This window comes from Candidatus Ulvibacter alkanivorans (assembly GCF_003333325.1).
GTDB lineage: Bacteria > Bacteroidota > Bacteroidia > Flavobacteriales > Flavobacteriaceae > Ulvibacter_A > Ulvibacter_A alkanivorans.
The window spans coordinates 166,357-191,173 of the sequence record NZ_QOLC01000089.1; the positions used below are offsets into that span (position 1 = coordinate 166,357).

Here is a 24,817-nt window from a genome sequence, read left to right on the forward strand (position 1 = left end):
TGCACCATGGCTAAAATTGGTGATTTAGATGTAGGAGAATTTCCGTTATTGCTTGCGCCCATGGAGGATGTAAGTGATCCGCCTTTTCGTGCGCTCTGTAAAGAACAAGGCGCCGATGTGGTGTACACCGAGTTTATTTCTTCGGAAGGATTAATTCGCGATGCTGCTAAAAGTGTGATGAAATTAGACATCTACGAAAAAGAGCGACCAGTAGGGATACAAATCTTTGGCGCGGTGCTCGAATCTATGCTTCAAAGTGTCGAGATCGTAGAAGCCAGCGGGCCCGACATTATTGATATTAACTTTGGATGCCCTGTAAAAAAAGTAGTTTCTAAAGGTGCCGGAGCGGGTATCTTAAAAGACATAGACCTCATGGTCTCATTAACAGAGGCTATGGTAAAACACACCAAGTTACCTGTAACTGTAAAAACACGATTGGGTTGGGACCACGACTCGATAAAGATCGTTGAAGTAGCCGAACGACTCCAAGACGTGGGCTGTAAAGCCATATCGATTCACGGTAGGACCCGAGCTCAGATGTATAAAGGAGAAGCCGATTGGGCACCAATTGCCGAAGTAAAGAACAATCCGCGTATGCATATTCCGGTATTTGGAAATGGAGATGTCGACTCGCCCGAAAAAGCTATGGAAATGCGTGATAAGTACGGATTGGATGGCGCTATGATTGGCCGTGCGAGTATAGGATATCCATGGTTCTTTAAAGAGGTAAAACATTATTTTGAAACCGGAACCCATTGTGCACCCCCTAATATGGAGGAGCGGGTAGAAGCTGCGAGACGACATCTACAAATGGCGATCGACTGGAAAGGGGAGAAATTAGGAGTATTCGAAACCCGACGACATTATACCAATTACTTTAAAGGCATCCCGAACTTTAAAGAATATCGAATGAAGATGGTTACCAGCGATGATGCTTCCGATGTGTTTGCTGCTTTCGATGAAGCATTAGAGCACTTTGGCGACCATCAGTTTGCTTAACGCAATAAGGTAGGAGAGATTCTTCGCGCTGCTATTTTAGAAGCTATTCCGCCGAGCGCCGCTATGGTTGTAAACACGATCAACAAATTGATCCATTCAAACCGTACCGGATACGGTAGCGATGGTGTAATAGGAATAAACCCAAATTGCCTTTGTAAGAGTACGGCCGTAACACCTAATAAAAGACCTATTATGGCTCCTATTAGCGTCATTAAAAACCCTTCGTAAAAGAAAATAGCGCGAACTTGCTTTAAGGTGAGACCTAAAGAGATCAACGTTCGGATATTGCTCTTTTTTTCCAAGATCATCATGATTATGGTTCCTGCTATATTAAAGATCGCAATAGCCGCGATCAGGCTAACAAATATGTATACGAACAAATTTTCGGCATTCAACATTTTATAGAGCGCATCGTTTTGTTGAATGCGATTCTTTATAATGGTTTCTTCTGAAAAAACTGCGGCAATCTTTCGACGTATCGCTGCTTCTTCGGCACCAGGTTCTAATTTAAATTCTACAGATGAGATCGTTGTGCTGTCCAAATTGAGCAATCTACGGGCGAAATCGATTTCGGTAAAGACGTATTTATTGTCTAATTCTTCATTTACCGAGTATATTCCGGAAACAACAGTACTTTCCTTATTAAATGCTTCGGAAGGATCCAATCTGTTTATTTGCCCGGTTCCCGGTTTGGGAACATAGATCTCTAACAGGTCATTATAATCTTGAACATTTAGAGAAAGTTTATTAGCTGTTCCCAACCCTATAACGGCTTCATCGGCATTTGAAGAAAACCAATTTCGGAAAAACAGTATGCTGTCTATCGGATTTACCAATCCAAAATTTTTATCTACTCCTTTAATAAAGGCGATATGGTTCTTTCCTTTATATTGAAGAGAAACACGCTCTTCTATTATGGTCGAAAAAGCTTCTATTCCCTCTATCTGGTTTATTGATTCGGAAGCATTTTCAGAAAAAGTCAACGTTTTTCCAGTGGCAGGTAGCACTTTTAGATCGCTGTCAAATACATTGGTAAACTGAAGGCTAAAATCTCGCAATCCGGCAAAGCCAGACAAAACGATAAAGAGTGCCATCGCTCCAACCACTACCGCTACCACCGCAATTCTGGAAATAATGTTTACTGCGTTCTTGTTGCTTTTGGAGAAGAGGTACCGCTTCGCGATGTAAAGAGGGAAATTCAATTTAGGTTTTTTTGCGCTTAGGGAGCAACTCCGGATTTTCAATCGGGTTTTCATCTCCTTTAACGGCTTTTTCTATATTATTTATATACTCTAGTGAATCGTCGTTGTAAAAAATAAGATCGGGCATCTTTCGCAATTGATTCTTTGTTAACTGAGCGATTTGATGTTTAATCTTAGGCTTTAAGGTGTTTAACTCGGCGATCATAGCCTTCGCTTTCTCGGCAGGAAACACGCTTACGTACACTTTTGCAATCGATAAATCGACCGTGACCGAAACCTTAGAAACTGAAATAATGATACCCAGTTGGCCCGATTCCCGAAGAAGTTGTTGCAATACATTGGCCAAGTCGCTCTGTAGAACACCGGCAATTTTTTTCTGTCTGTTACTTTCTGTCATACTGCAAAAATACTACATTTAAACATTGTTATTTTTTCTAATCGAAATTATCTCCAATTTATGAATAAAATAGAGCATATAGGCATCGCGGTAAAAAATATAGAAAGCGCCAATCAATTGTACAAAAAGTTGTTAGGTTATGAGCATTATAAAACAGAAACAGTGGAGAGCGAGGGCGTAACTACTTCCTTTTTCACTTGCGGCGAAAGCAAAATAGAGTTATTAGAAGCCCAGCATCAAGACAGCCCAATTGCTAAATTCATAGAAAAAAGAGGGGAAGGCATCCACCATGTTGCTTTTGCGGTGAGTGATATAAAGGCAGAAATAAAACGATTACAAGCAGAAGGGTTTACCGTTTTAAATGATACCCCAAAAAAAGGGGCCGACAATAAATGGGTGGTTTTTTTACATCCGAAATCTACAAGCGGAGTACTGGTAGAGTTATGTCAAGAAATAGAATAGCGGCAGATTTGGCTATTATTATCGAGAAATAGTTTGAATTTTTCATAAAGTGCTTATCTTTGCAAACTGTTTTAGGTCCCATAGCTCAGCTGGTTAGAGCACCTGACTCATAATCAGGGGGTCCATGGTTCGAGCCCATGTGGGACCACTAAGTAAATCTTTGAAGTTTGAGTTACTTGTTTGAATAGCACATTCATAAAAAAACTCGTTGTTCTTTTATTTCGTATATCAATTGTGGGAAGATCAAAATCAGCTTTAGACAAAAATTTTGTATCAAGCTAATTACAAAGCAATTTTTAGATTAAATTTGAGTTATTAAGTGTTTGATATTTAAAGATTTTCTTTGTTGTTTAAAAAAAATTATTACTTTAGACCCCTATATGCGACCCCAAATCGTAACTATACTAGCCCTTTTACTAGCTTTTGCTAGTAATATTCCTATGTCTGCTCAGACATCAGGAGGTGTCGGGAATGGGGGGAATCCACCACCACCAACTCCACCACCGCCGGAATTACCTTTAGATAATGGATTACTTCTTTTACTTTTTCTAGGATTAGCGTATGGATGTTTTGTCGCGATTCGAAGATCGAAGGCTATTCGTAACTAGTAGTTAATCGCTTTACATATTTTCCTACCACATCAAATTCTAAGTTTACCGTACTCCCTTCAGAAAGCTCTTTAAAATTAGTATGGGTATAGGTGTAAGGAATAATGGCAACACGAAATGTGTTCGCGACCGAATCGACGACTGTCAAACTTACACCATTCACGGTTATAGATCCCTTTTCAATAGTTACATTTCCCAAGGTTTCGTCATATTCGAAACTAAAATACCAACTTCCCGAAGCTTCTTTTATACTCGTACAAACACCTGTTTGGTCCACATGCCCTTGCACCAAATGACCATCCAATCGATCCCCTAATTTCATCGCGCGTTCTAGATTTACGAAATCACCTTCTTTTAAGGTGCCCAAATTAGTTTTTAACAATGTTTCTTGAATGGCTGTAACCGTATATAAATTTTCGCTACATGCTACTACAGTAAGACAAACGCCATTGTGTGCAACGCTTTGGTCAATTTTTAATTCTGAAGCAAGATCGCTTTGCACTTCAATGTGCAAATTTTCACCCTCTTTCGTAAGCGTCTTAATTTTTCCAACCGACTCAATAATTCCCGTAAACATTCTTTATTTAGTTACATTTGCAATACAAAAGTACTAATTAAATAAGGGATATAGACGGCAATGAGCAAGCGGAATAAAATAAAAGTGGGCATTTCTATTGGCGATCTCAATGGCATCGGAAGTGAGATCGTCTTAAAAACATTTCAAGATACTCGAATGCTAGAATTATGCACTCCGGTGCTATTTGCCAATGTAAAATTGTTGTCACAGTTAAAGAAAGATTACGAGCTGAACATAAATCTGCAAGGCATTGATTCCGCAGAAAATAGTATTCCAAAAAAAATAAACGTCATTAATGTTTGGAAAGAACATGTTGATGTTCACTTCGGAAAAGAAGAAAAGATAGCCGGAAGCTATGCCTTAAAATCATTAGAAGCTGCTGTAGCCGCTTTAAAAAAGGAGGAAATTGATGTATTGGTAACTGCGCCCATTAATAAGTCGAATATTCAATCTGAAAAATTCAATTTTCCCGGCCATACAGACTACCTTGCCAAAGAGCTTGAAGGTGATAGTCTTATGCTTATGTTGTCCGAACAATTACGCGTGGGCTTATTAACAGATCATGTTGCAGTCAAGGATGTGGCGAAAACCATAACACGGGAATTAATTGAGAAGAAGATCAATATTATAAATCGCACCTTGATCCAGGATTTTGGAATTGACAAACCCAAAATAGCGGTGTTGGGCATTAATCCGCATAACGGAGATAACGGGGTGATTGGTACCGAAGACGACACAATTTTAAAACCAACACTAGATAACCTGCGAAATAATGGTAAACTAGTGTTTGGACCTTATGCGGCCGACAGTTTTTTTGGCTCGGCCAATTACAAGAATTTTGATGTGGTAATTGCATCCTATCACGATCAAGGATTAACGCCTTTTAAAACATTGGCCTTTGGTACCGGTGTAAATTTCACGGCCGGATTAAATAGAATTCGAACCTCTCCCGATCATGGGACCGCTTACGACGTAGCGGGTAAGAATGTGGCCAACTACGAATCGTTTCGAGAAGCGGTATACAGCGCCATTCAAATTTTCAGAAAACGAAAAGAATACAAAAAAATCACTAAAAATCCGTTGCAACCACAACGCAAAAAAAGCTTTTCGAAAAAGAAGTAACGATTCCCTTTTGAATTCAAATAATTTTTTATCTTTGCACCCGCCTTATTTATAAGGTGGAAGCATAAAACAGGTGTGATAATGAAGGAACTGAAAGAATTTACGATTCCATTCGTGGGGTTAAAATTAGGGGAACACCGGTTTGATTTTACGATTGAGAAACCGTTCTTTGAGCATTTTGAGTATGACGAATTTAATGATGTAAACATTAAACTCGATGTGTTGTTAGAAAAAAAGACGACGCTGCTTGAATTTACACTATCCTTTGAGGGAACTGTAAATGTAGCCTGTGATATTACGAACGAACCTTTTGATCAAGAAATTTCGGGAGAATATCACTTCGTAGTGAAGTTTGGAGAAGAATTTAATGACGAGAATGAAGACTTGTTAATCTTACCACATGGGAGTTTTGAAGTTAACATTCAACAATACATCTACGAATCGATCGTGTTGGCTAGACCCACACGCAACATTCACCCAGGAGTGGAAGATGGAACATTGCAAAGTGAGATACTCGATAAACTTGAAGAATTACGCCCGGGAGAGGGAGGCCAAGCTAGCGAATCTAGCGATATGGACGAAACCGACCCACGTTGGGATACATTAAAAAAACTATTAACGGATAAATAATATTAGTAATGGCACATCCAAAGAGAAAAATCTCGAAAACAAGAAGAGATAAAAGAAGAACACATTACAAAGCAACTGCACCACAGATCGCTACCGATCCAACAACCGGTGAAGCGCATTTATACCACAGAGCACACTGGCACGAAGGGAAATTGTATTACCGCGGTCAAGTAGTGATCGACGCTACCGAAGAGGTAGAAGCGTAAGTTGTTTTCTAACAATAGAATAGAACTCTCACACTCCTGTGAGAGTTTTTTTGTTTGTACCTTTCAAACGTCAAAAAAGGTTAATTTTAGCCGATTTTTGATTAAAATTTAGTATTTTTCGTTCCTTTTAGAGGATTTTATTCCTCTTACTGGAGAATTCTTAAATTCAATCTATGAGTACTATCACAGCAGCTATTACCGCTGTAGGGGGCTATGTTCCAGACTACGTATTAACAAACGAGATCTTGGAAACGATGATGGATACCAGTGACGAATGGATTACCACACGCACCGGTATCAAAGAGCGACGAATCTTAAAAGATTCCGATAAAGGCACCTCTTACCTCGCGATTAAAGCTGCCGAAGATTTACTTAAAAAAAGCAATACCGACCCTAAGGATATCGATATGGTGATCATGGCAACCGCCACACCCGATATGCCGGTCGCAGCCACAGGCGTTTACGTAGCCACCCAAATTGGAGCCGTAAACGCTTTTTCATTTGATCTAGTCGCAGCCTGCTCTAGTTTTCTCTTCGGAATGTCTACAGCTGCTAAGTATATTGAATCCGGAAAATATAAAAAAGTACTTTTATTAGGAGCAGATAAAATGTCTTCCATAATCGATTATGAAGATCGTACCACTTGTATCATCTTTGGAGATGGTGGTGGTGCGGTGCTTTTCGAACCAAATACCGAAGGTTATGGGGTTCAGGATGAATATCTTCGTACCGACGGTATAGGAAGACCACATCTTAAGATCGATGCCGGAGGCTCCCTTTTACCGGCTTCAGCCGAAACGGTGGCTAACAAACAACACTATGTCTTTCAGGATGGTAAAACGGTTTTTAAATTTGCCGTTTCTAATATGGCCGATGTATGTGAGCGTGTACTTAACCGAAACGATATAAAGGGAGATGATGTACAATGGCTGGTACCACACCAAGCCAATAAACGCATTATCGACGCAGCAGCCAAACGCATGAACCTTCCGAAGGAAAAAGTAATGATGAATATTCACAAATACGGAAACACAACGTCTGCTACCTTACCATTATGCCTTTACGATTACGAATCACAATTAAAAAAAGGCGATAAACTGGTATTCGCTGCCTTTGGTGGCGGATTTACATGGGGGGCAGTGTACCTTACATGGGCATACGATCCAAAATAAAATCTAACATCGACGATTTAAACCAAAAAATATGGAACTAAAGGAAATTCAAAATCTTATAAAATTTGTGGCTAAGTCCGGCGCAAGTGAAGTAAAATTAGAAATGGACGATATCAAAATTACCATTAGAACGGGTAGTGATGATAGTAAAGGAGAAACAACGTATATTCAGCAGATCCCTGCCATGGCCCAACAGCCGCAACAACAGGCTGCACCACCAGCTCCTGCACAGTCACCTGCAACCACGACCGAAGCACCTGCAGCGGCCGAGGAAGATTCAAAATATATTACGATTAAATCTCCAATCATTGGTACTTTTTATCGTAAGCCATCACCGGACAAACCACCATTTGTAGAAGTGGGAGCAACGGTTGGCACCGGCGATGTACTTTGTGTGATCGAGGCCATGAAACTATTTAATGAGATCGAAAGTGAAGTCTCAGGAAAAATTGTAAAAGTATTGGTTGACGATTCTTCTCCGGTAGAATTCGACCAGCCTCTATTCCTGGTAGACCCATCTTAATAAGTCAAATCCCAGATCCCAAGTTCAACTCCCTTTTTGTGGAGTTCGATCGTTGTGATTTGAAATTTCAGAAAGCATGTTTAAAAAGATACTAATAGCCAATAGGGGAGAGATCGCATTGCGCATCATTCGAACCTGTAAAGAAATGGGGATCAAAACCGTGGCGGTGTACTCTAAAGCCGATGAAGAAAGCTTGCATGTACGTTTCGCCGATGAAGCGGTATGTATTGGACCGGCCCCAAGTAGCGATAGCTACTTGAAAATTTCGAATATTATTGCCGCCGCAGAAATTACAAATGCCGATGCAATACACCCGGGATACGGTTTTCTATCCGAAAATGCCCGATTTTCAAAAATTTGTGACGAACACAATGTAAAATTTATTGGAGCATCCCCCGATATGATCGAACGTATGGGAGATAAGGCTACGGCCAAAGCGACCATGAAAGCAGCTGGTGTTCCATGTATTCCAGGAAGTGACGGAATCTTAGAAGATTTCGAAGAATGTGAAAAGGTGGCTAAAGAGGCCGGATACCCGGTGATGCTCAAAGCTACCGCCGGTGGTGGTGGAAAAGGAATGCGAGCAGTTTGGAAAAAGGAAGACCTTAAAAAAGCTTGGGATAGCGCTCGTCAAGAAGCAAAATCGGCTTTTGGAAATGATGGAATGTACCTCGAAAAACTAATCGAAGAACCAAGGCATATCGAGATTCAAATAGTAGGAGACAGCACAGGCAAAGCGTGTCATCTTAGTGAAAGGGATTGCTCGATTCAACGAAGACACCAAAAACTGACCGAGGAAACTCCGAGTCCGTTTATGACGAAAAAGCTTCGTGAAGATATGGGTAAAGCCGCAGTTAAAGCTGCCGAATACATAAAATATGAAGGTGCAGGAACCGTTGAATTCTTGGTAGATAAGCACCGTAATTTCTATTTTATGGAAATGAACACACGGATACAGGTAGAGCACCCAATCACCGAACAAGTGATCGATTTTGACCTTATTCGTGAACAGATATTGGTCGCAGCAGGTGTACCGATCTCCGGTAAGAACTATCTGCCTAAATTGCACTCTATTGAATGTAGAATCAATGCAGAGGATCCGTACAACGGATTTAGACCCTCGCCGGGAAAGATAACAACATTACATGCGCCCGGAGGTCATGGGGTACGATTAGACACGCATGTGTATGCGGGATATACGATTCCGCCAAATTACGACTCGATGATCGCGAAGCTAATTACTACCGCTCAAACACGAGAGGAAGCTATTAGTAAAATGAAGCGCGCTCTAGATGAGTTTGTTATAGAAGGAATAAAAACCACAATTCCATTCCATCGCCAATTGATGGATCACCCGGACTATGTGGCAGGTAAATATACAACGGCCTTTATGAACGATTGGCAAATGGAAGAGCCGGAAGAAGAATAGTATATTCTAATTCATACAATTACAAGCACCATTTTCCTTGAATAGTAAGGATTTTGGTGCTTTTTTGATGCTTTTTACCCCATTTTAACCTAAAAACTGAAAAATTACATGCATAATCTGTCTTTTTGGGAACAGCAAACTTGGTGTAACGATATTGACTTTGCGATCATTGGCAGCGGAATCGTTGGCCTAAGCTGTGCATTGCAGTTACGAGAACGATTCCCTCAGGCTAAGATAATGGTGTTCGAACGCGGCATATTACCCAGCGGTGCAAGCACTAAGAATGCCGGTTTTGCTTGCTTCGGAAGCGTTTCTGAAATTCTTGACGATCTTAATACACATTCCGAAGAAGAGGTGATACAGCTCATAAGATCACGACGTAAAGGCTTAGAGCTGCTTCGGAAACAGTTAGGTGATACAAATATAGATTACAAACAATTTGGCGGCTATGAACTATTTTCACTGAAGGATGCTAGGTTGTATGAAAAGTGCACCTCTCAAGTTCCTTATGTCAATAAATTAGTAAATGAAGCGTTTTTTGCTAAAAATGATGCATTTTCTATCAAAAATGATTCATTTTCGTTCAAAAACATACAAAAACAAGTAATTTTCAACCAATTTGAAGGGCAGATCGATACCGGAAAGATGATGCAAGGGCTTATTAAAAAAGCTTCAGAAAAGGGCATTTTTATACTAAATGGAGTAGAAATTGCCTCTTTTTTGGCAAAAAATGATAAAATTTCACTTTTTTTTGATAAATCTAATGCTACAAGTGAAATTGACAACACATATTCCAACGAGGAAGTTTCAGTAAAAAAACTATTTATTGCCACAAATGGTTTTGCAAAGCAATTTCTGGAGGAAGATATACAGCCGGCGCGTGCTCAAGTTGTTGTCACTAAGCCCATTCCTAATCTTAAGATTAAAGGAACCTTCCACTTAGAAAAAGGCTACTATTACTTTAGAAACATCAATAATCGCATCTTGTTTGGGGGAGGAAGAAATCTCGACTTCGAAACAGAGAATACCTCGAACTTCGGACTTACAAAAGTGATTCAAGACCAATTGGAAACGATCTTAAAAACAACAATCCTACCCGAAATACCGTTTGAAATAGACACGCGCTGGAGTGGTATCATGGGTGTAGGCTCTCAAAAAAAAGCAATCGTAAAGACCATAGCACCTAACGTACATTGTGGCGTGCGATTAGGTGGTATGGGTATAGCAATCGGGAGTACGATCGGTAAAGAACTCGCAAACAAAGCATAATATGAAGCGATTATTTCGTTTTTTATTCAAATTTATACTTGGTTTTGTGCTTTTTAGCATTCTTTGGGTATTGCTCTATACTTTTGTGAAAGTACCTTATACACCATTAATGGCTATCCGGTCGATACAGTCAGAGGGAGCCATAGAAAGACATCACGAGTGGAAGTCTATTGCCAATATTTCTCCGGAATTACAATTGGCAGTCATCTGTGCTGAGGATCAAAATTTCTTAAAACACAACGGTTTTGACCTAAAATCGATCGAAAAAGCATATAAAAGCAATAAAAAAGGGGAAAAATTAAGAGGAGGCAGCACCATTTCACAACAAACCGCTAAGAATGTATTTTTATGGCCGGCGCGAAGTTGGTTACGTAAAGGCCTTGAAACATGGTTTACATTCCTCATCGAAACTATGTGGTCTAAAGAGCGGATTTTAGAAGTGTATCTCAACAGTATAGAGATGGGGAATGGGATATATGGGGCAGAAGCTGCGGCAACTTATTGGTTTAATAGCACGGCCAAACAGCTAAACCGAAAACAGGCAGCTGCCATAGCAGCCATCTTGCCCAACCCAAGATCGTATAGGGCACAGCCGTGGTCAACCTACATCGAAAAAAGAACAAATTGGATCGTACAACAAATGCGTAATTACGGTACATTTGTTCTTCAAATAGATCCAAGCGAGTGAAAGGGCATAAAATTAAATCGGTTTTATTGGAACAGTGTTTTCAGGTCGTACAAAAGCGATACGGAAGAATAAAACAGACCATAGCCGACATTGAGACTTCGCTGCACGAAGAATCTAAGAGCAGTGCTGGTGATAAGCATGAAACGGCAAGAGCCATGCTTCAAATAGATCGTGAAAATGCAGGAAAACAATTGCAGGAGATCGAGAAAGTACAACAGTTGCTCAAAAAGATCGATATTTCCTCTGAATCAAATTACGTGCGACTGGGTAGTCTTGTTTACACAGATAAGGCCGTTTATTTTATAGGTATTTCGATTGGAGATGTCGAGATAGACAACACCCATTACTTGTGTGTGGCTCTCAATTCACCTATTGGATTAGCGTTATCGGGAAAGAAAAAGGGCGATGTTTGTACCTTTAATGAAAAGCAGTTTACAATCTTACAAATAGCGTAATTAGAGCCAATTCGGCTCTTTTATTGTCGCATTCCAAATAGGGACTTCCAAGATTGTAGCAATATGCCTTGCGATTTCTAGGGTGTTTTCTTTTTCTTCGGATTCATACACATCTAAATGTTTGTTCCGTTCATAAAATAGATTGATACGATATACTGTGGTTCCTAAATGGGCTTCTGCGGTGATCACCCTAGCTCTAGTTTTTCTTGTGGTTTTAAAAATCGACACATATTCTATAGGAGGCAGCTTCTTCCATGTTCCAAAATTTACTGCGAAAATAGAATATACGTTGCGATAACGTTTGCTTTCAAGTTCCATTTCAATGCCTTCTCGCAACCCCAGCTTTAATGCAGCTGCCAAAAGGATAAGTCCGTAATAACTGCCCTCAAAAAACAAGTAGACCGATAAAAAAGCGAGTACGATCGCAAAGAAGATCTTTATTTGAGGAACAGGTTGTAAGTGTCGTAAGGTCATTTGCTTTGTATAATCACATCTTCCATAATAAATGAATCTACTTGAAAGTTTTCTTCAGTATGCAAAACACTTACATCTCCGGTAGTTTCCAGGACCACAGCTTTCACTTCACTCAAGCGAAGTACGTTCGCCTCTCTCAATTTACCTCGCAATTCATCTTTAGAGACCTTACAAGCCGCAATGTTTTCTTCGAGGAATTTGCCATCTCGCATTAACAAAACAGGTGAATTGTCAAGCGTGTTCTGTGCGGCATCACTCTTAAATTGCGCTAAAGAAATTAAATAGTTCATTAAATACAATAATCCAATCGTGATTGCTCCAATGGCTAATTTCGGGTTTCCGGTTCCAATACTCATCGCAAATAAGTTACCTATGGCAATGGTATTAATAAAATCGAAACCTGTCATTTTACTAAAACTTTTTAAACCGAAGATGCGCGTATAAACAATAAGCGCAAGATAGATTACTAGTGTACCAATAAATACCGACGCCAAGGTCGGCATGTCTAAGTCTTTAAAAAAATATTCCCAGTTCATGATGTGATGTTTAAGAAGCGAATTCTTAAAGATAGCTTTAAAGCCATTTGATTTTCGTTAATCTTTTCAGAAAAAACCCAATTAGAACGCGCTATATTATTTCTGAAGCCTAACAAGTACTAACTTTAGAAGACACAAATAAATTAAAAAAAAACTGTAATGAACAACTATATCGTACTAAAGAACAGACCCTCCGGGCGTCCAAAAGAAAGTGATTTTGAATTTAAGGAAGAGGAGCGTCCATCTCCAAAAGATGGAGAACTATTACTTAAGACCAAATATGTCTCTGTAGATCCTTATCTGCGCGGAAGAATGCGAGACGAAAAATCGTATATCGAACCCTTTAAGCTTAACGAACCCATTGAGTCTGGAATTATTGCGGAAGTCATCGAATCTAAGCATGATGATTTTGAAGTTGGCGATTATGTGAATGGCATGTTGAAATGGAAGAAATTTCAGCTTTCGAAAGGTGAAGGCTTGAACAAGGTAGATGGAAATAAAGCGCCTTTAAGTGCTTACTTGGGTGTATTAGGCTTAACAGGTATCACAGCGTATTTAGGGTTGGATAAAATTGGCAACCCAAAGGAAGGAGAAACTATGTTAGTTTCAGGAGCCGCCGGTGCAGTAGGTTCTGTAGTGGGGCAGATAGGGAAAATAAAAGGGTGTCGGGTTGTTGGTATAGCAGGCAGCGACGAGAAGGTCAAGATGCTTCAAAAAGAATTCGGCTTTGATGCAGGCATCAACTATAAGACCACCGAAAACATGAAACAGGCCATTAAAGAATCCTGTCCCAATGGTGTCGATGTGTATTTTGATAATGTGGGTGGCGAGATCCTTGATGCTGCCATGGCGAATATCAATTCTAAAGGGCGCGTGGTAAACTGCGGCGCAATCTCATTGTACAACGAAACAGAAACACCAAAAGGTCCGCGTCACGAAACAACCTTAATAAAGAAAAGTGTACGAATGCAAGGGTTTACAGTTCGAGATTATCAAGCTGATTTTCCTTCAGCCGTAGCTCAATTGGCAACATGGTTGGAAGAGGATAAGTTGACCTACGAAGAAACGATCGTTGAAGGATTCGATTCTATTCCGAAGGCATTTATCGCATTATTTGACGGAGAGAACAAAGGGAAAATGATCGTAAAAGTGTCTTAAAAAACAACTTCCTTAAAAGCATATTAACGGAACCGTTAAAGACCGTTAATCTACTTTTGGTCGTTTGAAAAAATAAGTATATTACTTTTATGGAAAGAGTATTAGTAGTAGGAGCCACGGGTACCACCGGAAAGAAAATCGTGGACATTTTAGATGAATATCGCAACTATATTCCGGTAGCAATGATTCGTCGAAAAGAACAAGCAACACAATTTGAAGAGAGAAATATCAACACGGTTTTGGCCGACTTGGAGAAAAATGTGAGCCATACGGTTACCGGCATCGAAAAAGTAATTTTTGCAGCCGGTAGTGGTGGAGATACTTCAAAAGAAAAAACCTTGAGCGTGGATCAAGAAGGAGCCATAAAATTAATCGATATGGCGCAAGTTGCGGGGATTAAAAAATTTGTCATGTTAAGTGCTATGGGTGCAGATGAGCCCGAAAGCAATCAAGATATCAAACATTATCTTGAGGCGAAGCACAATGCCGATGAACACTTAAAAGCAAGTGGGATGCCCTACACTATTGTACGCCCCGGAGCCCTTACAAACGATAAAGGTACCGATGAGATCGAAGCTTCGAAAAAATTGGGTAAGAGCGGCGAGATAAGCAGAGAAGATGTTGCTAATACCTTGGTCGCTGTATTGAACGATACCACAGCGCAAAACAAAACTTTCGAAATATTAACCGGCGACACCGCCATAGAAGAGGCGGTGCAAGAGATATAAAGCGTTACTGCTTTGGCAAATAAGTTGCGGGAATTGGATTGGAGTCTGTTTCTTGACTCCAATATATATTAATGATCCACCAGCGTGTTCCTCAGGATTTTCATTTGAACGAGAACTTTACCGTCGATGATTACGGTTTTAATTCGGTCGGGTAATTCTGGATACGTTAGAGTTGTCATATAGCCTTTAATGCTACTGTTTCTTCTGCTATAGGTGCATGATGATTAAAAAAAACCTCTTTGTCATTATAAGCGGCTTGAATAAGATAATGGGTGCCTTTATAGAAGCATTTTTCTATTGTGACTTGCAGGTTGGTTTTTTCTTCGGAAAGTGCTAGTTGGTGAGGTAAAAATATCGTTTTGTCCAAAAACTTTTCCGAAGTGAACATTCCAGAAGGCAGTGTAGTAACCTCTCCGAAGAAACTAGCTTGATGAATGCTTTTGGGGTTGTTAAAGACATTTTGCGGAGTGTCTATGGTTTCAATTTTACCTTGGTGAAGAATCATTAATGTGTCGGAGAAGGCCATAGCTTCCTCAGGATCATGAGTAGCCATGATACAGCTAATGTTATTTGCCTTTAAATACTGGAATAGCGACCGACGCAATTTATTCTTTCGAAACGTATCTATATCGCTAAATGGTTCATCCAGCAACAAAAGCTCCGGTTTGTTCGCCAATGCTTTGGCAATTGCGACTCGTTGCTTTTGGCCGCCACTTAAATTCTTAATCAAGGTGTTTTTATATGCGCTTAAGGCTACGAGATCCAGTAGAGTATTTACACGAGATGTCTCCTTTTTTGGGTCTTGACGGTTTAAAAAGCTCGAAACATTTTCGGTGACAGTACTAAATGGCATCAAGGAAAGATCTTGTGCGACCAGTTTTATAAAAGGCTCTCCCGGAATAAGATTGTGGGTAGGACCTAATAATCGATTTCCGTTATAAGATATCTCACCTTTATCTAAATGCAAGAGTCCGTAAATAAGATGTAATAAGGTAGATTTTCCACAACCACTTTCGCCTAGAACCGCCATATGAACGCCTTGTTTGAGCGTAAAATCAATATCGCTAAGCACTGTGGTGTTAGAATAAGAAAAGGAATTGATCGAGACGCTAAGCATTGGTATACATATAGTGGCGGGGCTTGAAAAGCCCCGCCATAAATCCTATTCTTTTACGCCTTGATTGACCTTTTCCGGCAATACTTCGTATCCCATATTATACAGTGTGAATCCGTAAATATCGGCATACTGCTCAATGGTCTTACTTACCGGAGTTCCGGCACCATGGCCTGCGTCGGTTTCTATACGAATAAGGACGGGATTACTTCCCGACTGTTTTTCTTGAAGTTCAGCAGCAAATTTAAAACTATGGGCGGGCACCACACGATCATCATGATCTGCAGTGGTGATCAAGGTGGCCGGATATTCGACCCCCTCTTCTACGTTGTGTAATGGAGAGTATCCTTTTAAGTATTCGAACATTTCCTTACTGTCTTCTGCGGTACCATAATCGTAAGCCCATCCGGCACCTGCTGTAAAGGTGTGATAGCGTAACATGTCTAAAACTCCAACGGCCGGTAAGGCAACCTTCATAAGGTCGGGGCGCTGTGTCATGGTGGCACCAACAAGCAATCCACCGTTAGATCCCCCGCGAATGGCTAGATAATCTTTAGATGTGTATTTGTTTTCGATCAAATATTCGGCTGCGGCAATAAAATCGTCGAAGACATTTTGTTTCTTCATTTTTATCCCTGCATTGTGCCAATCTTTTCCGTATTCACCACCCCCTCTTAAATTAGGGACCGCATATACACCCCCTTGTTCCATCCAAACTGCGTTCGTAATGCTAAAATTAGGTGTCAAACTAATATTGAAACCGCCATAACCATAAAGAATGGTTGGGTTGTTTCCATCCAGTTCAAGTCCTTTTTTGTGAGTAATGATCATCGGTATTTTTGTACCATCCTTGGAGGTATAAAATACCTGTTTGCTTTCGTAGTCCTCTGGATTGAAATCGATTTGCGGTTTACGATATAATTCGGAAGTTCCTTCTGCAATATCATATTTATAGATGCTTCCGGGGGTTACGTAGTTGGTAAAAGAATAATACAAATGTGTTTCTTCCTTTTTAGTCCCAAATCCGCCGGCACTTCCTACACCGGGAAGATCCACTTCACGAATTAAGTTTCCGTCGTAATCGTATTGCAACACTTTTGAAACGGCATCAACCATATAATTTGCGAAAAAGGAGCCTCCACCTTTAGATGGGTTTAATACATTTTCGGTTTCAGGAATAAAGTCTTTCCAATTTTCCGGTGTCGGATTTGAGGCATCGACAGTTACTATCTTTTTGTTTGGAGCATTTAAGTTGGTAACGATGTAGAGTTTAGCTCCTTCATTTTCCATGATATACGAATCACTATCTGTATGATCTAGAATGGTAATGAATTTACTATTCGGTTTGGTTAGATCCTTTAAAAACAGTTTGTTTCCTGAGGTAGAGACGCTAGCTGTTACAAAAAGGTACTTGTTGTCTTCAGTTACACCGCCATTGACATAGCGATGCTTTTCGGCTTCGGTTCCTCCAAAAATAAGTTCGTCTTCCTCTTGAGAAGTGCCTAGTGTATGAAAGTACAATTTGTGCTGATCGGTTTTCGCAGAAAGCTCACTCCCCTCCGGCTTATCGTAGCTGGAGTAATAGAATCCTTCATTGCCACGCCATGCGAGTCCGCTAAATTTGATATCGACCAAGGTATCTTCAATTATTTCTTTGGTTTCGGCATTCATGACTAAAACTTTTCGCCAATCACTTCCTCCTTCAGAAATACTATAAGCAACGGTTTTACCGTCTTCAGAATAACTTACACCACCCAAAGAGATAGTTCCATCTTCGCTAAAGGTGTTTGGGTCTAAAAATATTTCGGCTGTATCCGGGTCATCACCTGTCTTATACCTATACAGCACATATTGATTTTGCAATCCGTCGTTCTTATAAAAGTAAGTATAATCTCCTTCCTTATAAGGGGCTCCCACTTTTTCATAATTCCAAAGGGTAGATAATCGCTCTTTAAGTTCTTCTCGAAACGGAATATCATCGAGGTAGCCATAGGTTACCTTGTTTTGTGCTTCAACCCATTTTTCAGTTTCTTCGCTTCTGTCGTCTTCCAACCAGCGGTAGGGATCTGCCACTTCTACACCAAAATAGGTGTCTACCGTGTCCACTTTTTTCGTTTTGTGATAGTTCAATGTACTAGATTGTTGTTTTTTATCTTCGTTACAAGCTGTGATAAGCACTATTAGCAAGATAGGAATGATTGATTTTTTCATATACTGAAGAATTTTATACGCAGTAAATGTACTAAAAACAAATGGGTCGATTTGTTATAGTCTTGTTAGAATAAGTTGAAAGTAAATTAGTACTGAAATAGCGGCCTGTATGACTTCCAATACTTATAGATCAAGATGATGTTGATGACAACAACCACAATTGCAACCCATATATCTGAAACATCCAAAAAGACATGGAACAGAAAAATATTAAAAGATATTGGCGCCAACAATAAAAGCGCAAACGGCACCCATTTATTGAACAATAGTAATAGTCCGATAACGATTTCTAGCACAGCAACAACGTATAATACATAACCGGTAGCCTCGAGAGAATCCATAAAGTTGGCTGCTGCCGGAGGCATATCGAAAATAGGGATATAACTAAAGAGTTTGTTAGACCCAAAAACGAGTAACGCTAACGCTAGTATAAAGCGGAGGATTTTAGTAAAGGTAGAATTCATAGTGATGGTTGTAAGTGTTTGATATTTAAAGATACAGAAAAATAAAAAACCCGATTCATTTAATGAATCGGGTTTTTAACAATTTGCAAATATGTATTATTTTTTGATGAACTTCTGTGTAATAGTAGCACCGTTGTTCACAACACGTAGGATATACGACCCGGCATTAAGTCCCGAAACATCGATGGATGTTCCTTTTAGTCTTTCGTTTAAGACTCTTTTACCTGTGATATCGAATACGGTAATAAGCGCATCTTCCAACCCGGTTTTTCTATTCAAGTTTAGTACATCTTCTGCAGGATTTGGATATAGAATAAGATCGTTCACTAAATAATCTTCCAGCCCTAAGAAGGTCCCTTCAATAATTGTAAGGGTTTCATTAATATTTGGATTGTCTACGCGGTCTATCAATCCAGATGGCCAATACACGGTCACGCTAATAATTTCGGTGTCGGCTCCTAGACCAAAGTGAGTGTTCAACGTACTCATAAATCGGAATCCTTCTCCACTTCGAACGTCTCTTATTTGAGTGCCTGAAGCTGTAAGAAGTTCTACACGAGCTCCAATACCATTAATATTGCTTTCGGTTCCCACAGTATTGATCGTTAGCCAATTGTTTCCATTAGGTGTGTTATAGTAGATCGTTTCATTGTTGAACGCATCTATAAATCCGTCGTTGTTAAGATCACCAAAAGGACCATTTTCTCCAGAGATCACACCAAACTGCACATTTCCGAAGGTAAGATCACCATTTCCTAACAAAATATTTCCGTTCGATGCGATGTCTAAGAAACCATCGTTATTGAAATCGGCAGGTGCATTTTCAATTCCTGTTGCTGTCACAACACCAATTCCTGATCCTGAAGTTACATCGGTAAATGTACTGTCTCCATTATTACGCATTAACTTGTGTTCTCCAGAGCTTGCACCAATAAATACATCCATGTCGCCATCGTTATCAAAATCTCCCCATGCCGAAGACCACGTTTGCATTGGGTCTGCCAATCCTACTTCATCTCCTACTTCTGTATAGGTGCCATCACCGTTGTTGCGGTGCATTTGATTGGTACGTCGTGGCACTTCACCACCACACTTAGCGATGAACATATCCATGTCCCTGTCATTGTCATAATCGATCCAAACAGAACCGTAGTTCCCACCTGAAGGATAGTCACCCAATCCTCCTTGGATAAACTCAAGGTTCCCCGAACCATCATTGATGTAGTATACGTTTGGCTCCACATCGTGACAAACAAAGGCGTCTAAATGACCGTCGTTGTTAATGTCAATAAAGTTAGAACGTTGTGAGAATACATATTCTGAACCCGAGATCTCTGTAAATCCATCTCCGGTATCATTGGCTTTCATAAATGTAACTCCGTTTCCACCACCGTATAAAAGATCGGTATACCCGTTGGCGTCAAAATCGGCAGCAGCCATACTCCAAGAAGGATTATAATCGGCTTCAGTAGTAGTAATATTAGCTTCTACAAATCCGCCACCACTTTGTTGGTAGAATATATTTACATTGGTAGATTGAATACAAACGATGTCGTCTAAGAAGTCACCATTCATATCTACGACCCCTCTTTCAGAACCAACGGTTGCAATAGATTCAGTCGTAAAATTTAAGGTTCCATTTACTCCGTTTTGGGCATTTCCGAAGCTAAAAAGACAACATAGAATTGCGGAGAGTATTAGTTTTTTCATAATAGGTGTTTTAAAATAATTTAGTTTTTAGTCGCAAGTAGGATCTAATGAGTTTATCCAATCTTCTACAAGCCTTATGTTCTCTTCATGAATTAACGATCTGCCTAATAGCGGCATACGGTATTGTTCTTCAGTTGTATTAAGCCTGAAATATAGTAAAGAATTTTCAATATTCCCCGGATCTACAATTTTAGTATACGGAGGAATGAATGTATCGGGCTCTACACAGATCCCTAAATTCGCAGGGTCATCGGTCATGCTAAACTGAAATCGCATGGGTCTATAGTCACAATGTCGATCGTCTGAATGACAATGCGCACAGTTAATATCCACATACGATCGCATTCTAATATTCAACGGCTTAGACTCATCTCGCCAGTCGACGACCGTCGTAATCTCTGCAGGAATGTTATCTTCAAGATATCCCATTTCGACTAACTTCTGCAACTGATTTTTGGTGCCTTCCATATAGGGATAGCCGGCATTCAGGTTTTGTGGTTTTACACCAATTGGGATGGAATTTACTTCCGATTTATGACATGTAAAGCATTGGCTTTCGGGAGGAATACGATAATTTACGGTTCGCGTCTCTCCATCCTGCATCCAGGTTACATCGGTAAAATCTCCACTTAGATCAAAATAGGCCTCGGTTTGCGCTTCGTTCCATATATAATTAGCAAAGATCCAGCCCGATTCTTTTTTGATCATTAATCGCGTTTCAATATTTCGTCGATTATTCTGCGGAAGGACATTGTTATAATAAAAAGCTTTGATTAAAACAGTACCTACCGGGAGATCTAATATATCATGATCGCCATTATAGCTGCCTTGAGTATTATTGGGCAACCAGATAAATCGTTTTTTTAAGGCATAATCTGTAAAGAGCGTGCTAATAGGCTTGTACGGCACGACGCCATAATTTGGTTCTTGGTCTGCCAGTGTTCCTGCGAAGAAATTATAATCGGATAGTTTTTCATAAGGAACCGCACTCAAGTCTAACACCACTGGTGTTGCTGTCACAACCGTCACCGATACTGTGGCAGAAGCGCAGGCAATCCCTTCATTATCACATACGGTATATTCGAAAGTGTCATTCCCACTAAAGTTGGTTGAAGGTTCGTAACGCACAAGATCATCGCTTGGATCGGAAGGTGTATCATTGACATCTACAATGGTTACGACCCCGTTTTCCGAAGCGCTGGCAATCAAGATCCCTGAGGCAGGAATATTGGTGTCGTTTTGAAGCACATCGACTTCAATAGAACCATTTTGGATTACTTCTACAAAATCGGCTTCCGCAGTAATTTCTAGAGGGGTATAACTATCATCTTTCTTACAAGAAACAGTTGCGATCACGATTGTAAAAAATCCCAATACAATTAAGATATTCTTCACTATGGGGTACAATTTTTTGGTAAATATAAAGAATTCCCTTGTATCTTCATTACTAGGAATTTATCCTTCTAAAAAATAATGGAATATTACTTGAACAAGGGCTTATATTTCTCTTTGTGCCTATAAATTAAAACACCGTTAACAATTGCTACCAGTAGCGCCGGACCAATATTGGGCAAGTTCACGAAGGCATGGAATAAGACAATATTTACAGAAATTGGAACTAACACTATCAACGCCAAAGGAACCCATTTTTTTAATACGAGCAACAATCCAACCATTAGTTCGGTAAGCCCTACCAACCCCATTAAATATCCTTTTCCAACTGGTTCATACCATGAAAATCGCAATACTTTAAAAAGATGCTCAGCTTGAGGATACGCACTAAAATCGAAATCGGGCATAAACCAAAAGAACTTATTTGTACCAAATGCTAACAGCATAAGGCCTAATCCAATGCGAAGCACGAGAAAAACCAATTTCATAGTTTGGGTGTTTGTTGTCCAATTGGACGCAAACACCTAATTTGACTTACACTTTAAGAAAGCAATGTCGACCTACACCAGTGAATGGTGTACCAAATACTCGGCTATTTGAATTGCATTCGTTGCCGCACCCTTTCGTAGATTATCACTAACGATCCACATATTTAGCGTATTGGCTTGGCTTTCGTCACGCCTAATTCTGCCTACGAAAACGTCATCTTTATCGTGTGCATACACAGGCATGGGGTAGGTGTTGGTATCCGGGTTATCTTGTACGGTAATTCCCGGAGTCTCATGCAGTAGTTGTCTTACTTCGGAAAGATCGAAATCTGTTGTAAACTCTACATTTACCGATTCGCTATGTCCGCCGGCCGTAGGAATTCGCACTGCAGTTGCTGAAACTGAAAAAGAACGGTCATCTAATATCTTTTGAGGTTCGCGCGCTAATTTCATTTCTTCCTTTGTGTACCCATTGTCTTCAAAAACATCGCAATGTGGGATTGCGTTCTTATGAATGGGGTAAGGGTAGGCCATCTCTCCCGACTTTCCTACAATTTCATTTTCCAATTGCTCAACTGCCTTAACACCGGTCCCTGAAACCGATTGGTATGTAGAGACCAACACGCGTTTCATGGTATATTTTTTATGTAAAGGCGCTAATGCCATCACCAATTGAATGGTGCTGCAATTTGGATTAGCAATTATCTTATCTTCTTTAGTCAACTGAGTTGCATTGATTTCCGGCACGATCAACCTTTTGTCCGGGTCCATTCGCCAAGCCGAAGAATTGTCAATAACAGTAGTGCCCGCTGCTGCAAACTTGGGAGCCCACTCTAGTGAGGTTGCGCCACCTGCAGAAAATATTGCGATATCCGGTTTTTCGGCAAGGGCAGTTTCCATGCCAATTAATGTATACGGTTTGTTCTTGTATACTACTTTTTGTCCTACCGATCGTTCCGAAGCAACGACCAATAACTCGGTCAATGGAAAATTTCGTTCTTCTAATACTCGCAATAATACGGTGCCAACCATTCCTGAAGCACCTACAACGGCTAATTTCATAGGTCTAATTTTAATGGCTCAAAAATACAGTTTCGAAAACAAATTTTTCAGAATAAAAAGCAAAAAAATACCCTCTCAAACAAAAGGTTTAAGAGGGTTTGGTTATACTTAATTCAAGTGTAGCGGTGACGCTATATTATTTCTTTCTTAATTCATCGCGAATTTCGATCAAGAGTTCTTCTTGCGTTGGCCCTTTAGGAGCTGCGGGTTTTTCTTCTTTTGGTTTTTTAGTCTTGTTGTATGCCTTGACAATTAAGAACAATACAAACCCAACAATTATTAGGTTGATAATGGCATTTACCCATTTACCCCACATAACCGCATTTTCGGGTTTTTCTACGGTTCCGTCGGCTGCAACAATGGCTTCAGAAAGTACGATCTTCAAATCTGAAAAATCGACACCTCCGGTAAAATGACCCACAATGGGCATCATGATATCATTGGTAAATCCGGTTACTACCATGCCTACGGCACCGGCTAGAATAACTGCAACGGCCAAATCGATGACGTTGCCAGTCATTATAAAATTCTTGAATTCTTTTAACATGTTTTGATGGCTTTAAAGTTAATAGGCTCTAAAATAGTTAAATCGTTTTCAGAATCACAAAATTAAGGAGTAAGAATGCTCTTATTTTCGACAAACAACTCGTTTTACTCGTTGAGAGATCGCTGTTAGCAATTCATAAGGAATAGATTGAACCGCTTCTGCCAATTCGCCTGCAGTTGGCTGCTCCCCAAATACGATCACCTCGTCGCCTTCTTCACATTCGATCTCACTTACATCCACCATGATCATATCCATACACACATTGCCTATAATTTTCGCCTTCTTACCGTGAATGCTCATCCATCCTTTACCATTTCCGTAGGCCCTTGAAATTCCGTCGGCGTGGCCAATAGGTAGTGTGGCCGTTCGCATGGTCTTTGGTGCGGTAAAAGCACGATTATAACCAACGGTATCACCTTTGTTAATGGTATGTATTTGCGAAATAACTGTTTTTAACGTAGCAACGGGTCTAAGCTTACTAGTTTCCTCAGGGTGGTTTCCAAATCCGTAAAGGCCAATACCGGTTCGCACCATGTCGTATTGTGCGTTAGGATAATTTATAATACCGGAAGTATTCAAGGTATGAAGTAACGGAGTGTACGGCAGACGTGCGGTAATTTTTTCTGAAATACTTCGGAAACGTTCCAGCTGCGTTCTTGTAAACGATTGTTCTGAAACATCTTCACTGGCAGCGAGATGTGAGAATACCGATTTTACAGTAACGGCTTGTGTTTTTTCGAGCTTGTTAGTAATGGTGTTGAGGTCTTCTTCGGAAAATCCTAAACGGTTTAGCCCTGTATTAAATTTAACATGAATAGGATATGCGTGTTGTCGTTGCTTCTCTGCATACGAAACAAATGCATCCAACATTTTTTGAGAATAGATACTGGGCTCCAAACATCTATTTACAATAAGATCGAAATTGTCGGGTAGCGGATGCAGCACTAATATTGGTGTTTCGATCCCTGCGTCTCGTAAGGTTTCCCCTTCCGCGGCATAGGCCACTGCAAAATAATCGACATCTAACGCAACAAGTTCTTTAGCCACTGCTACCGATTCGCTACCATATCCGAAGGCCTTAACAACCGCCAGTATTTTAGTGTCTTTCTTGACCTTGGAAGCGAGATAGCGATAATTATGACCCAATGCATTAAGATCGATCTCTAACACCGTTTCGGTTACTTTAGGCATATG

General features: G+C 40.1%; 27 protein-coding genes and 1 tRNA gene. 14 read left to right on the top strand and 14 right to left on the bottom strand.

All coding sequences use genetic code 11. The features are described from left to right. Window positions 1-6 precede the first annotated feature (6 nt). Complete coding sequence (gene dusB / locus DWA30_RS09600; RefSeq protein ID WP_114492321.1) at window positions 7-999, top strand: tRNA dihydrouridine synthase DusB; 993 nt, start codon at window positions 7-9, stop codon at window positions 997-999. Here dusB and DWA30_RS09605 read toward each other — a convergent pair. Together DWA30_RS09605 and rbfA are read right to left on the bottom strand one after the other, a co-directional pair. Beyond that, on the bottom strand, window positions 996-2,201 hold the full coding sequence (locus tag DWA30_RS09605) for an ABC transporter permease (RefSeq protein WP_114492322.1): 1,206 nt from the start codon (window positions 2,199-2,201) through the stop codon (window positions 996-998). The two genes, dusB and DWA30_RS09605, sit on opposite strands and share 4 nt — an antisense overlap. A gap of 1 nt (window position 2,202) precedes the next feature. Continuing rightward, complete coding sequence (gene rbfA / locus DWA30_RS09610; RefSeq protein ID WP_114492323.1) at window positions 2,203-2,598, bottom strand: 30S ribosome-binding factor RbfA; 396 nt, start codon at window positions 2,596-2,598, stop codon at window positions 2,203-2,205. A gap of 60 nt (window positions 2,599-2,658) precedes the next feature. On the opposite strand from rbfA, the gene mce reads away from it, so the two are divergent. Both mce and DWA30_RS09620 read left to right on the top strand, forming a co-directional pair. Beyond that, a complete protein-coding gene (gene mce / locus DWA30_RS09615; protein ID WP_114492324.1) occupies window positions 2,659-3,060 on the top strand; it encodes a methylmalonyl-CoA epimerase in 402 nt (133 codons plus the stop codon). 74 nt (window positions 3,061-3,134) lie between these two features. Next, window positions 3,135-3,208: transfer RNA gene (locus DWA30_RS09620), tRNA-Ile, on the top strand. A 446-nt stretch (window positions 3,209-3,654) separates the two neighbouring features. On the opposite strand, the gene DWA30_RS09630 is transcribed toward DWA30_RS09620, so the two are convergent. Then, window positions 3,655-4,245: a riboflavin synthase gene (locus tag DWA30_RS09630; RefSeq protein ID WP_114492326.1), complete on the bottom strand. Its 591-nt coding sequence runs from the start codon at window positions 4,243-4,245 to the stop codon at window positions 3,655-3,657. Window positions 4,246-4,305: 60 nt separating this feature from the next. On the opposite strand from DWA30_RS09630, the gene pdxA reads away from it, so the two are divergent. The 9 genes from pdxA (at window position 4,306) to DWA30_RS09675 (ending at window position 11,739) form a co-directional block, all read left to right on the top strand. Beyond that, complete coding sequence (pdxA, locus tag DWA30_RS09635) at window positions 4,306-5,367, top strand: 4-hydroxythreonine-4-phosphate dehydrogenase PdxA (protein WP_114492327.1); 1,062 nt, start codon at window positions 4,306-4,308, stop codon at window positions 5,365-5,367. Window positions 5,368-5,448: 81 nt separating this feature from the next. Then, window positions 5,449-5,997 carry a YceD family protein gene (locus tag DWA30_RS09640; RefSeq protein ID WP_114492328.1) on the top strand — a complete coding sequence of 183 codons (549 nt, stop codon included), beginning with the start codon at window positions 5,449-5,451 and terminating at the stop codon, window positions 5,995-5,997. An 8-nt stretch (window positions 5,998-6,005) separates the two neighbouring features. Further along, a complete protein-coding gene (rpmF, locus tag DWA30_RS09645; protein ID WP_084677470.1) occupies window positions 6,006-6,203 on the top strand; it encodes a 50S ribosomal protein L32 in 198 nt (65 codons plus the stop codon). A 173-nt stretch (window positions 6,204-6,376) separates the two neighbouring features. Next, a complete protein-coding gene (locus DWA30_RS09650; RefSeq protein ID WP_114492329.1) occupies window positions 6,377-7,375 on the top strand; it encodes a beta-ketoacyl-ACP synthase III in 999 nt (332 codons plus the stop codon). 31 nt (window positions 7,376-7,406) lie between these two features. Then, on the top strand, window positions 7,407-7,898 hold the full coding sequence (gene accB, locus DWA30_RS09655) for an acetyl-CoA carboxylase biotin carboxyl carrier protein (RefSeq protein WP_114492330.1): 492 nt from the start codon (window positions 7,407-7,409) through the stop codon (window positions 7,896-7,898). Window positions 7,899-7,974: 76 nt separating this feature from the next. Next, window positions 7,975-9,327, top strand: coding sequence for an acetyl-CoA carboxylase biotin carboxylase subunit (gene accC, locus DWA30_RS09660; RefSeq protein WP_114492331.1), 1,353 nt, complete (start codon window positions 7,975-7,977; stop codon window positions 9,325-9,327). Between the two features lie 108 nt (window positions 9,328-9,435). Next, window positions 9,436-10,596 (top strand): NAD(P)/FAD-dependent oxidoreductase, encoded by a 1,161-nt coding sequence (locus tag DWA30_RS09665; protein WP_114492332.1) that lies wholly within the window; start codon window positions 9,436-9,438, stop codon window positions 10,594-10,596. A 1-nt stretch (window position 10,597) separates the two neighbouring features. Continuing rightward, window positions 10,598-11,284 carry a monofunctional biosynthetic peptidoglycan transglycosylase gene (gene mtgA / locus DWA30_RS09670; protein WP_114492333.1) on the top strand — a complete coding sequence of 229 codons (687 nt, stop codon included), beginning with the start codon at window positions 10,598-10,600 and terminating at the stop codon, window positions 11,282-11,284. A gap of 26 nt (window positions 11,285-11,310) precedes the next feature. Then, window positions 11,311-11,739, top strand: coding sequence for a GreA/GreB family elongation factor (locus DWA30_RS09675; RefSeq protein WP_245933894.1), 429 nt, complete (start codon window positions 11,311-11,313; stop codon window positions 11,737-11,739). Here DWA30_RS09675 and DWA30_RS09680 read toward each other — a convergent pair whose 3' ends face one another. Next, on the bottom strand, window positions 11,740-12,213 hold the full coding sequence (locus DWA30_RS09680) for a hypothetical protein (RefSeq protein WP_114492334.1): 474 nt from the start codon (window positions 12,211-12,213) through the stop codon (window positions 11,740-11,742). Further along, window positions 12,210-12,749 carry a DUF421 domain-containing protein gene (locus DWA30_RS09685; protein WP_114492335.1) on the bottom strand — a complete coding sequence of 180 codons (540 nt, stop codon included), beginning with the start codon at window positions 12,747-12,749 and terminating at the stop codon, window positions 12,210-12,212. The genes DWA30_RS09680 and DWA30_RS09685 overlap by 4 nt, the downstream gene beginning before the upstream one ends. Before the next feature lie 159 nt (window positions 12,750-12,908). On the opposite strand from DWA30_RS09685, the gene DWA30_RS09690 reads away from it, so the two are divergent. Together DWA30_RS09690 and DWA30_RS09695 are read left to right on the top strand one after the other, a co-directional pair. Beyond that, window positions 12,909-13,907 (top strand): NADP-dependent oxidoreductase, encoded by a 999-nt coding sequence (locus DWA30_RS09690; RefSeq protein WP_114492336.1) that lies wholly within the window; start codon window positions 12,909-12,911, stop codon window positions 13,905-13,907. Window positions 13,908-13,996: 89 nt separating this feature from the next. Continuing rightward, complete coding sequence (locus DWA30_RS09695; protein WP_114492337.1) at window positions 13,997-14,635, top strand: SDR family oxidoreductase; 639 nt, start codon at window positions 13,997-13,999, stop codon at window positions 14,633-14,635. 175 nt (window positions 14,636-14,810) lie between these two features. On the opposite strand, the gene DWA30_RS09700 is transcribed toward DWA30_RS09695, so the two are convergent. The 9 genes from DWA30_RS09700 to alr form a co-directional block, all read right to left on the bottom strand. Beyond that, window positions 14,811-15,752 carry an ABC transporter ATP-binding protein gene (locus DWA30_RS09700; protein WP_114492338.1) on the bottom strand — a complete coding sequence of 314 codons (942 nt, stop codon included), beginning with the start codon at window positions 15,750-15,752 and terminating at the stop codon, window positions 14,811-14,813. 45 nt (window positions 15,753-15,797) lie between these two features. Then, window positions 15,798-17,960, bottom strand: a complete 2,163-nt coding sequence (locus tag DWA30_RS09705; RefSeq protein ID WP_114492339.1) for a prolyl oligopeptidase family serine peptidase — start codon at window positions 17,958-17,960, stop codon at window positions 15,798-15,800. An 86-nt stretch (window positions 17,961-18,046) separates the two neighbouring features. After that, window positions 18,047-18,424 carry a DoxX family membrane protein gene (locus DWA30_RS09710; RefSeq protein WP_114492340.1) on the bottom strand — a complete coding sequence of 126 codons (378 nt, stop codon included), beginning with the start codon at window positions 18,422-18,424 and terminating at the stop codon, window positions 18,047-18,049. A gap of 96 nt (window positions 18,425-18,520) precedes the next feature. Next, a complete protein-coding gene (locus DWA30_RS09715; RefSeq protein ID WP_114492341.1) occupies window positions 18,521-20,134 on the bottom strand; it encodes an FG-GAP-like repeat-containing protein in 1,614 nt (537 codons plus the stop codon). A gap of 27 nt (window positions 20,135-20,161) precedes the next feature. Beyond that, entirely contained in the window at window positions 20,162-21,529 is a 1,368-nt protein-coding gene (locus DWA30_RS09720) for an Ig-like domain-containing protein (protein ID WP_245933895.1), read from the bottom strand. An 86-nt stretch (window positions 21,530-21,615) separates the two neighbouring features. Next, complete coding sequence (locus tag DWA30_RS09725) at window positions 21,616-22,014, bottom strand: DoxX family membrane protein (RefSeq protein WP_114492342.1); 399 nt, start codon at window positions 22,012-22,014, stop codon at window positions 21,616-21,618. Window positions 22,015-22,086: 72 nt separating this feature from the next. After that, window positions 22,087-23,076, bottom strand: coding sequence for an aspartate-semialdehyde dehydrogenase (locus DWA30_RS09730; RefSeq protein WP_114492343.1), 990 nt, complete (start codon window positions 23,074-23,076; stop codon window positions 22,087-22,089). A 136-nt stretch (window positions 23,077-23,212) separates the two neighbouring features. After that, window positions 23,213-23,623 carry a large conductance mechanosensitive channel protein MscL gene (mscL, locus tag DWA30_RS09735; protein ID WP_114492344.1) on the bottom strand — a complete coding sequence of 137 codons (411 nt, stop codon included), beginning with the start codon at window positions 23,621-23,623 and terminating at the stop codon, window positions 23,213-23,215. A gap of 81 nt (window positions 23,624-23,704) precedes the next feature. Beyond that, window positions 23,705-24,814 (bottom strand): alanine racemase, encoded by a 1,110-nt coding sequence (gene alr, locus DWA30_RS09740; RefSeq protein ID WP_114492345.1) that lies wholly within the window; start codon window positions 24,812-24,814, stop codon window positions 23,705-23,707. Between the last annotated feature and the right edge of the window lie 3 nt (window positions 24,815-24,817).

What these genes read in the sequence shown, in the direction of transcription:
- DWA30_RS09725 (WP_114492342.1), bottom strand. Translation starts at nt 22,014, where the DNA reads ATGAAATTGGTTTTTCTCGTGCTTCGCATTGGATTAGGCCTTATGCTG.
- accB (WP_114492330.1), top strand. Translation starts at nt 7,407, where the DNA reads ATGGAACTAAAGGAAATTCAAAATCTTATAAAATTTGTGGCTAAGTCC.
- rbfA (WP_114492323.1), bottom strand. Translation starts at nt 2,598, where the DNA reads ATGACAGAAAGTAACAGACAGAAAAAAATTGCCGGTGTTCTACAGAGC.
- DWA30_RS09710 (WP_114492340.1), bottom strand. Translation starts at nt 18,424, where the DNA reads ATGAATTCTACCTTTACTAAAATCCTCCGCTTTATACTAGCGTTAGCG.
- accC (WP_114492331.1), top strand. Translation starts at nt 7,975, where the DNA reads ATGTTTAAAAAGATACTAATAGCCAATAGGGGAGAGATCGCATTGCGC.
- DWA30_RS09685 (WP_114492335.1), bottom strand. Translation starts at nt 12,749, where the DNA reads ATGAACTGGGAATATTTTTTTAAAGACTTAGACATGCCGACCTTGGCG.
- pdxA (WP_114492327.1), top strand. Translation starts at nt 4,306, where the DNA reads ATGAGCAAGCGGAATAAAATAAAAGTGGGCATTTCTATTGGCGATCTC.
- DWA30_RS09700 (WP_114492338.1), bottom strand. Translation starts at nt 15,752, where the DNA reads ATGCTTAGCGTCTCGATCAATTCCTTTTCTTATTCTAACACCACAGTG.
- DWA30_RS09715 (WP_114492341.1), bottom strand. Translation starts at nt 20,134, where the DNA reads ATGAAAAAACTAATACTCTCCGCAATTCTATGTTGTCTTTTTAGCTTC.
- DWA30_RS09690 (WP_114492336.1), top strand. Translation starts at nt 12,909, where the DNA reads ATGAACAACTATATCGTACTAAAGAACAGACCCTCCGGGCGTCCAAAA.
- rpmF (WP_084677470.1), top strand. Translation starts at nt 6,006, where the DNA reads ATGGCACATCCAAAGAGAAAAATCTCGAAAACAAGAAGAGATAAAAGA.
- DWA30_RS09730 (WP_114492343.1), bottom strand. Translation starts at nt 23,076, where the DNA reads ATGAAATTAGCCGTTGTAGGTGCTTCAGGAATGGTTGGCACCGTATTA.
- DWA30_RS09705 (WP_114492339.1), bottom strand. Translation starts at nt 17,960, where the DNA reads ATGAAAAAATCAATCATTCCTATCTTGCTAATAGTGCTTATCACAGCT.
- mscL (WP_114492344.1), bottom strand. Translation starts at nt 23,623, where the DNA reads ATGTTAAAAGAATTCAAGAATTTTATAATGACTGGCAACGTCATCGAT.
- DWA30_RS09640 (WP_114492328.1), top strand. Translation starts at nt 5,449, where the DNA reads ATGAAGGAACTGAAAGAATTTACGATTCCATTCGTGGGGTTAAAATTA.
- mce (WP_114492324.1), top strand. Translation starts at nt 2,659, where the DNA reads ATGAATAAAATAGAGCATATAGGCATCGCGGTAAAAAATATAGAAAGC.
- DWA30_RS09680 (WP_114492334.1), bottom strand. Translation starts at nt 12,213, where the DNA reads ATGACCTTACGACACTTACAACCTGTTCCTCAAATAAAGATCTTCTTT.
- dusB (WP_114492321.1), top strand. Translation starts at nt 7, where the DNA reads ATGGCTAAAATTGGTGATTTAGATGTAGGAGAATTTCCGTTATTGCTT.
- mtgA (WP_114492333.1), top strand. Translation starts at nt 10,598, where the DNA reads ATGAAGCGATTATTTCGTTTTTTATTCAAATTTATACTTGGTTTTGTG.
- DWA30_RS09630 (WP_114492326.1), bottom strand. Translation starts at nt 4,245, where the DNA reads ATGTTTACGGGAATTATTGAGTCGGTTGGAAAAATTAAGACGCTTACG.
- alr (WP_114492345.1), bottom strand. Translation starts at nt 24,814, where the DNA reads ATGCCTAAAGTAACCGAAACGGTGTTAGAGATCGATCTTAATGCATTG.
- DWA30_RS09695 (WP_114492337.1), top strand. Translation starts at nt 13,997, where the DNA reads ATGGAAAGAGTATTAGTAGTAGGAGCCACGGGTACCACCGGAAAGAAA.
- DWA30_RS09665 (WP_114492332.1), top strand. Translation starts at nt 9,436, where the DNA reads ATGCATAATCTGTCTTTTTGGGAACAGCAAACTTGGTGTAACGATATT.
- DWA30_RS09650 (WP_114492329.1), top strand. Translation starts at nt 6,377, where the DNA reads ATGAGTACTATCACAGCAGCTATTACCGCTGTAGGGGGCTATGTTCCA.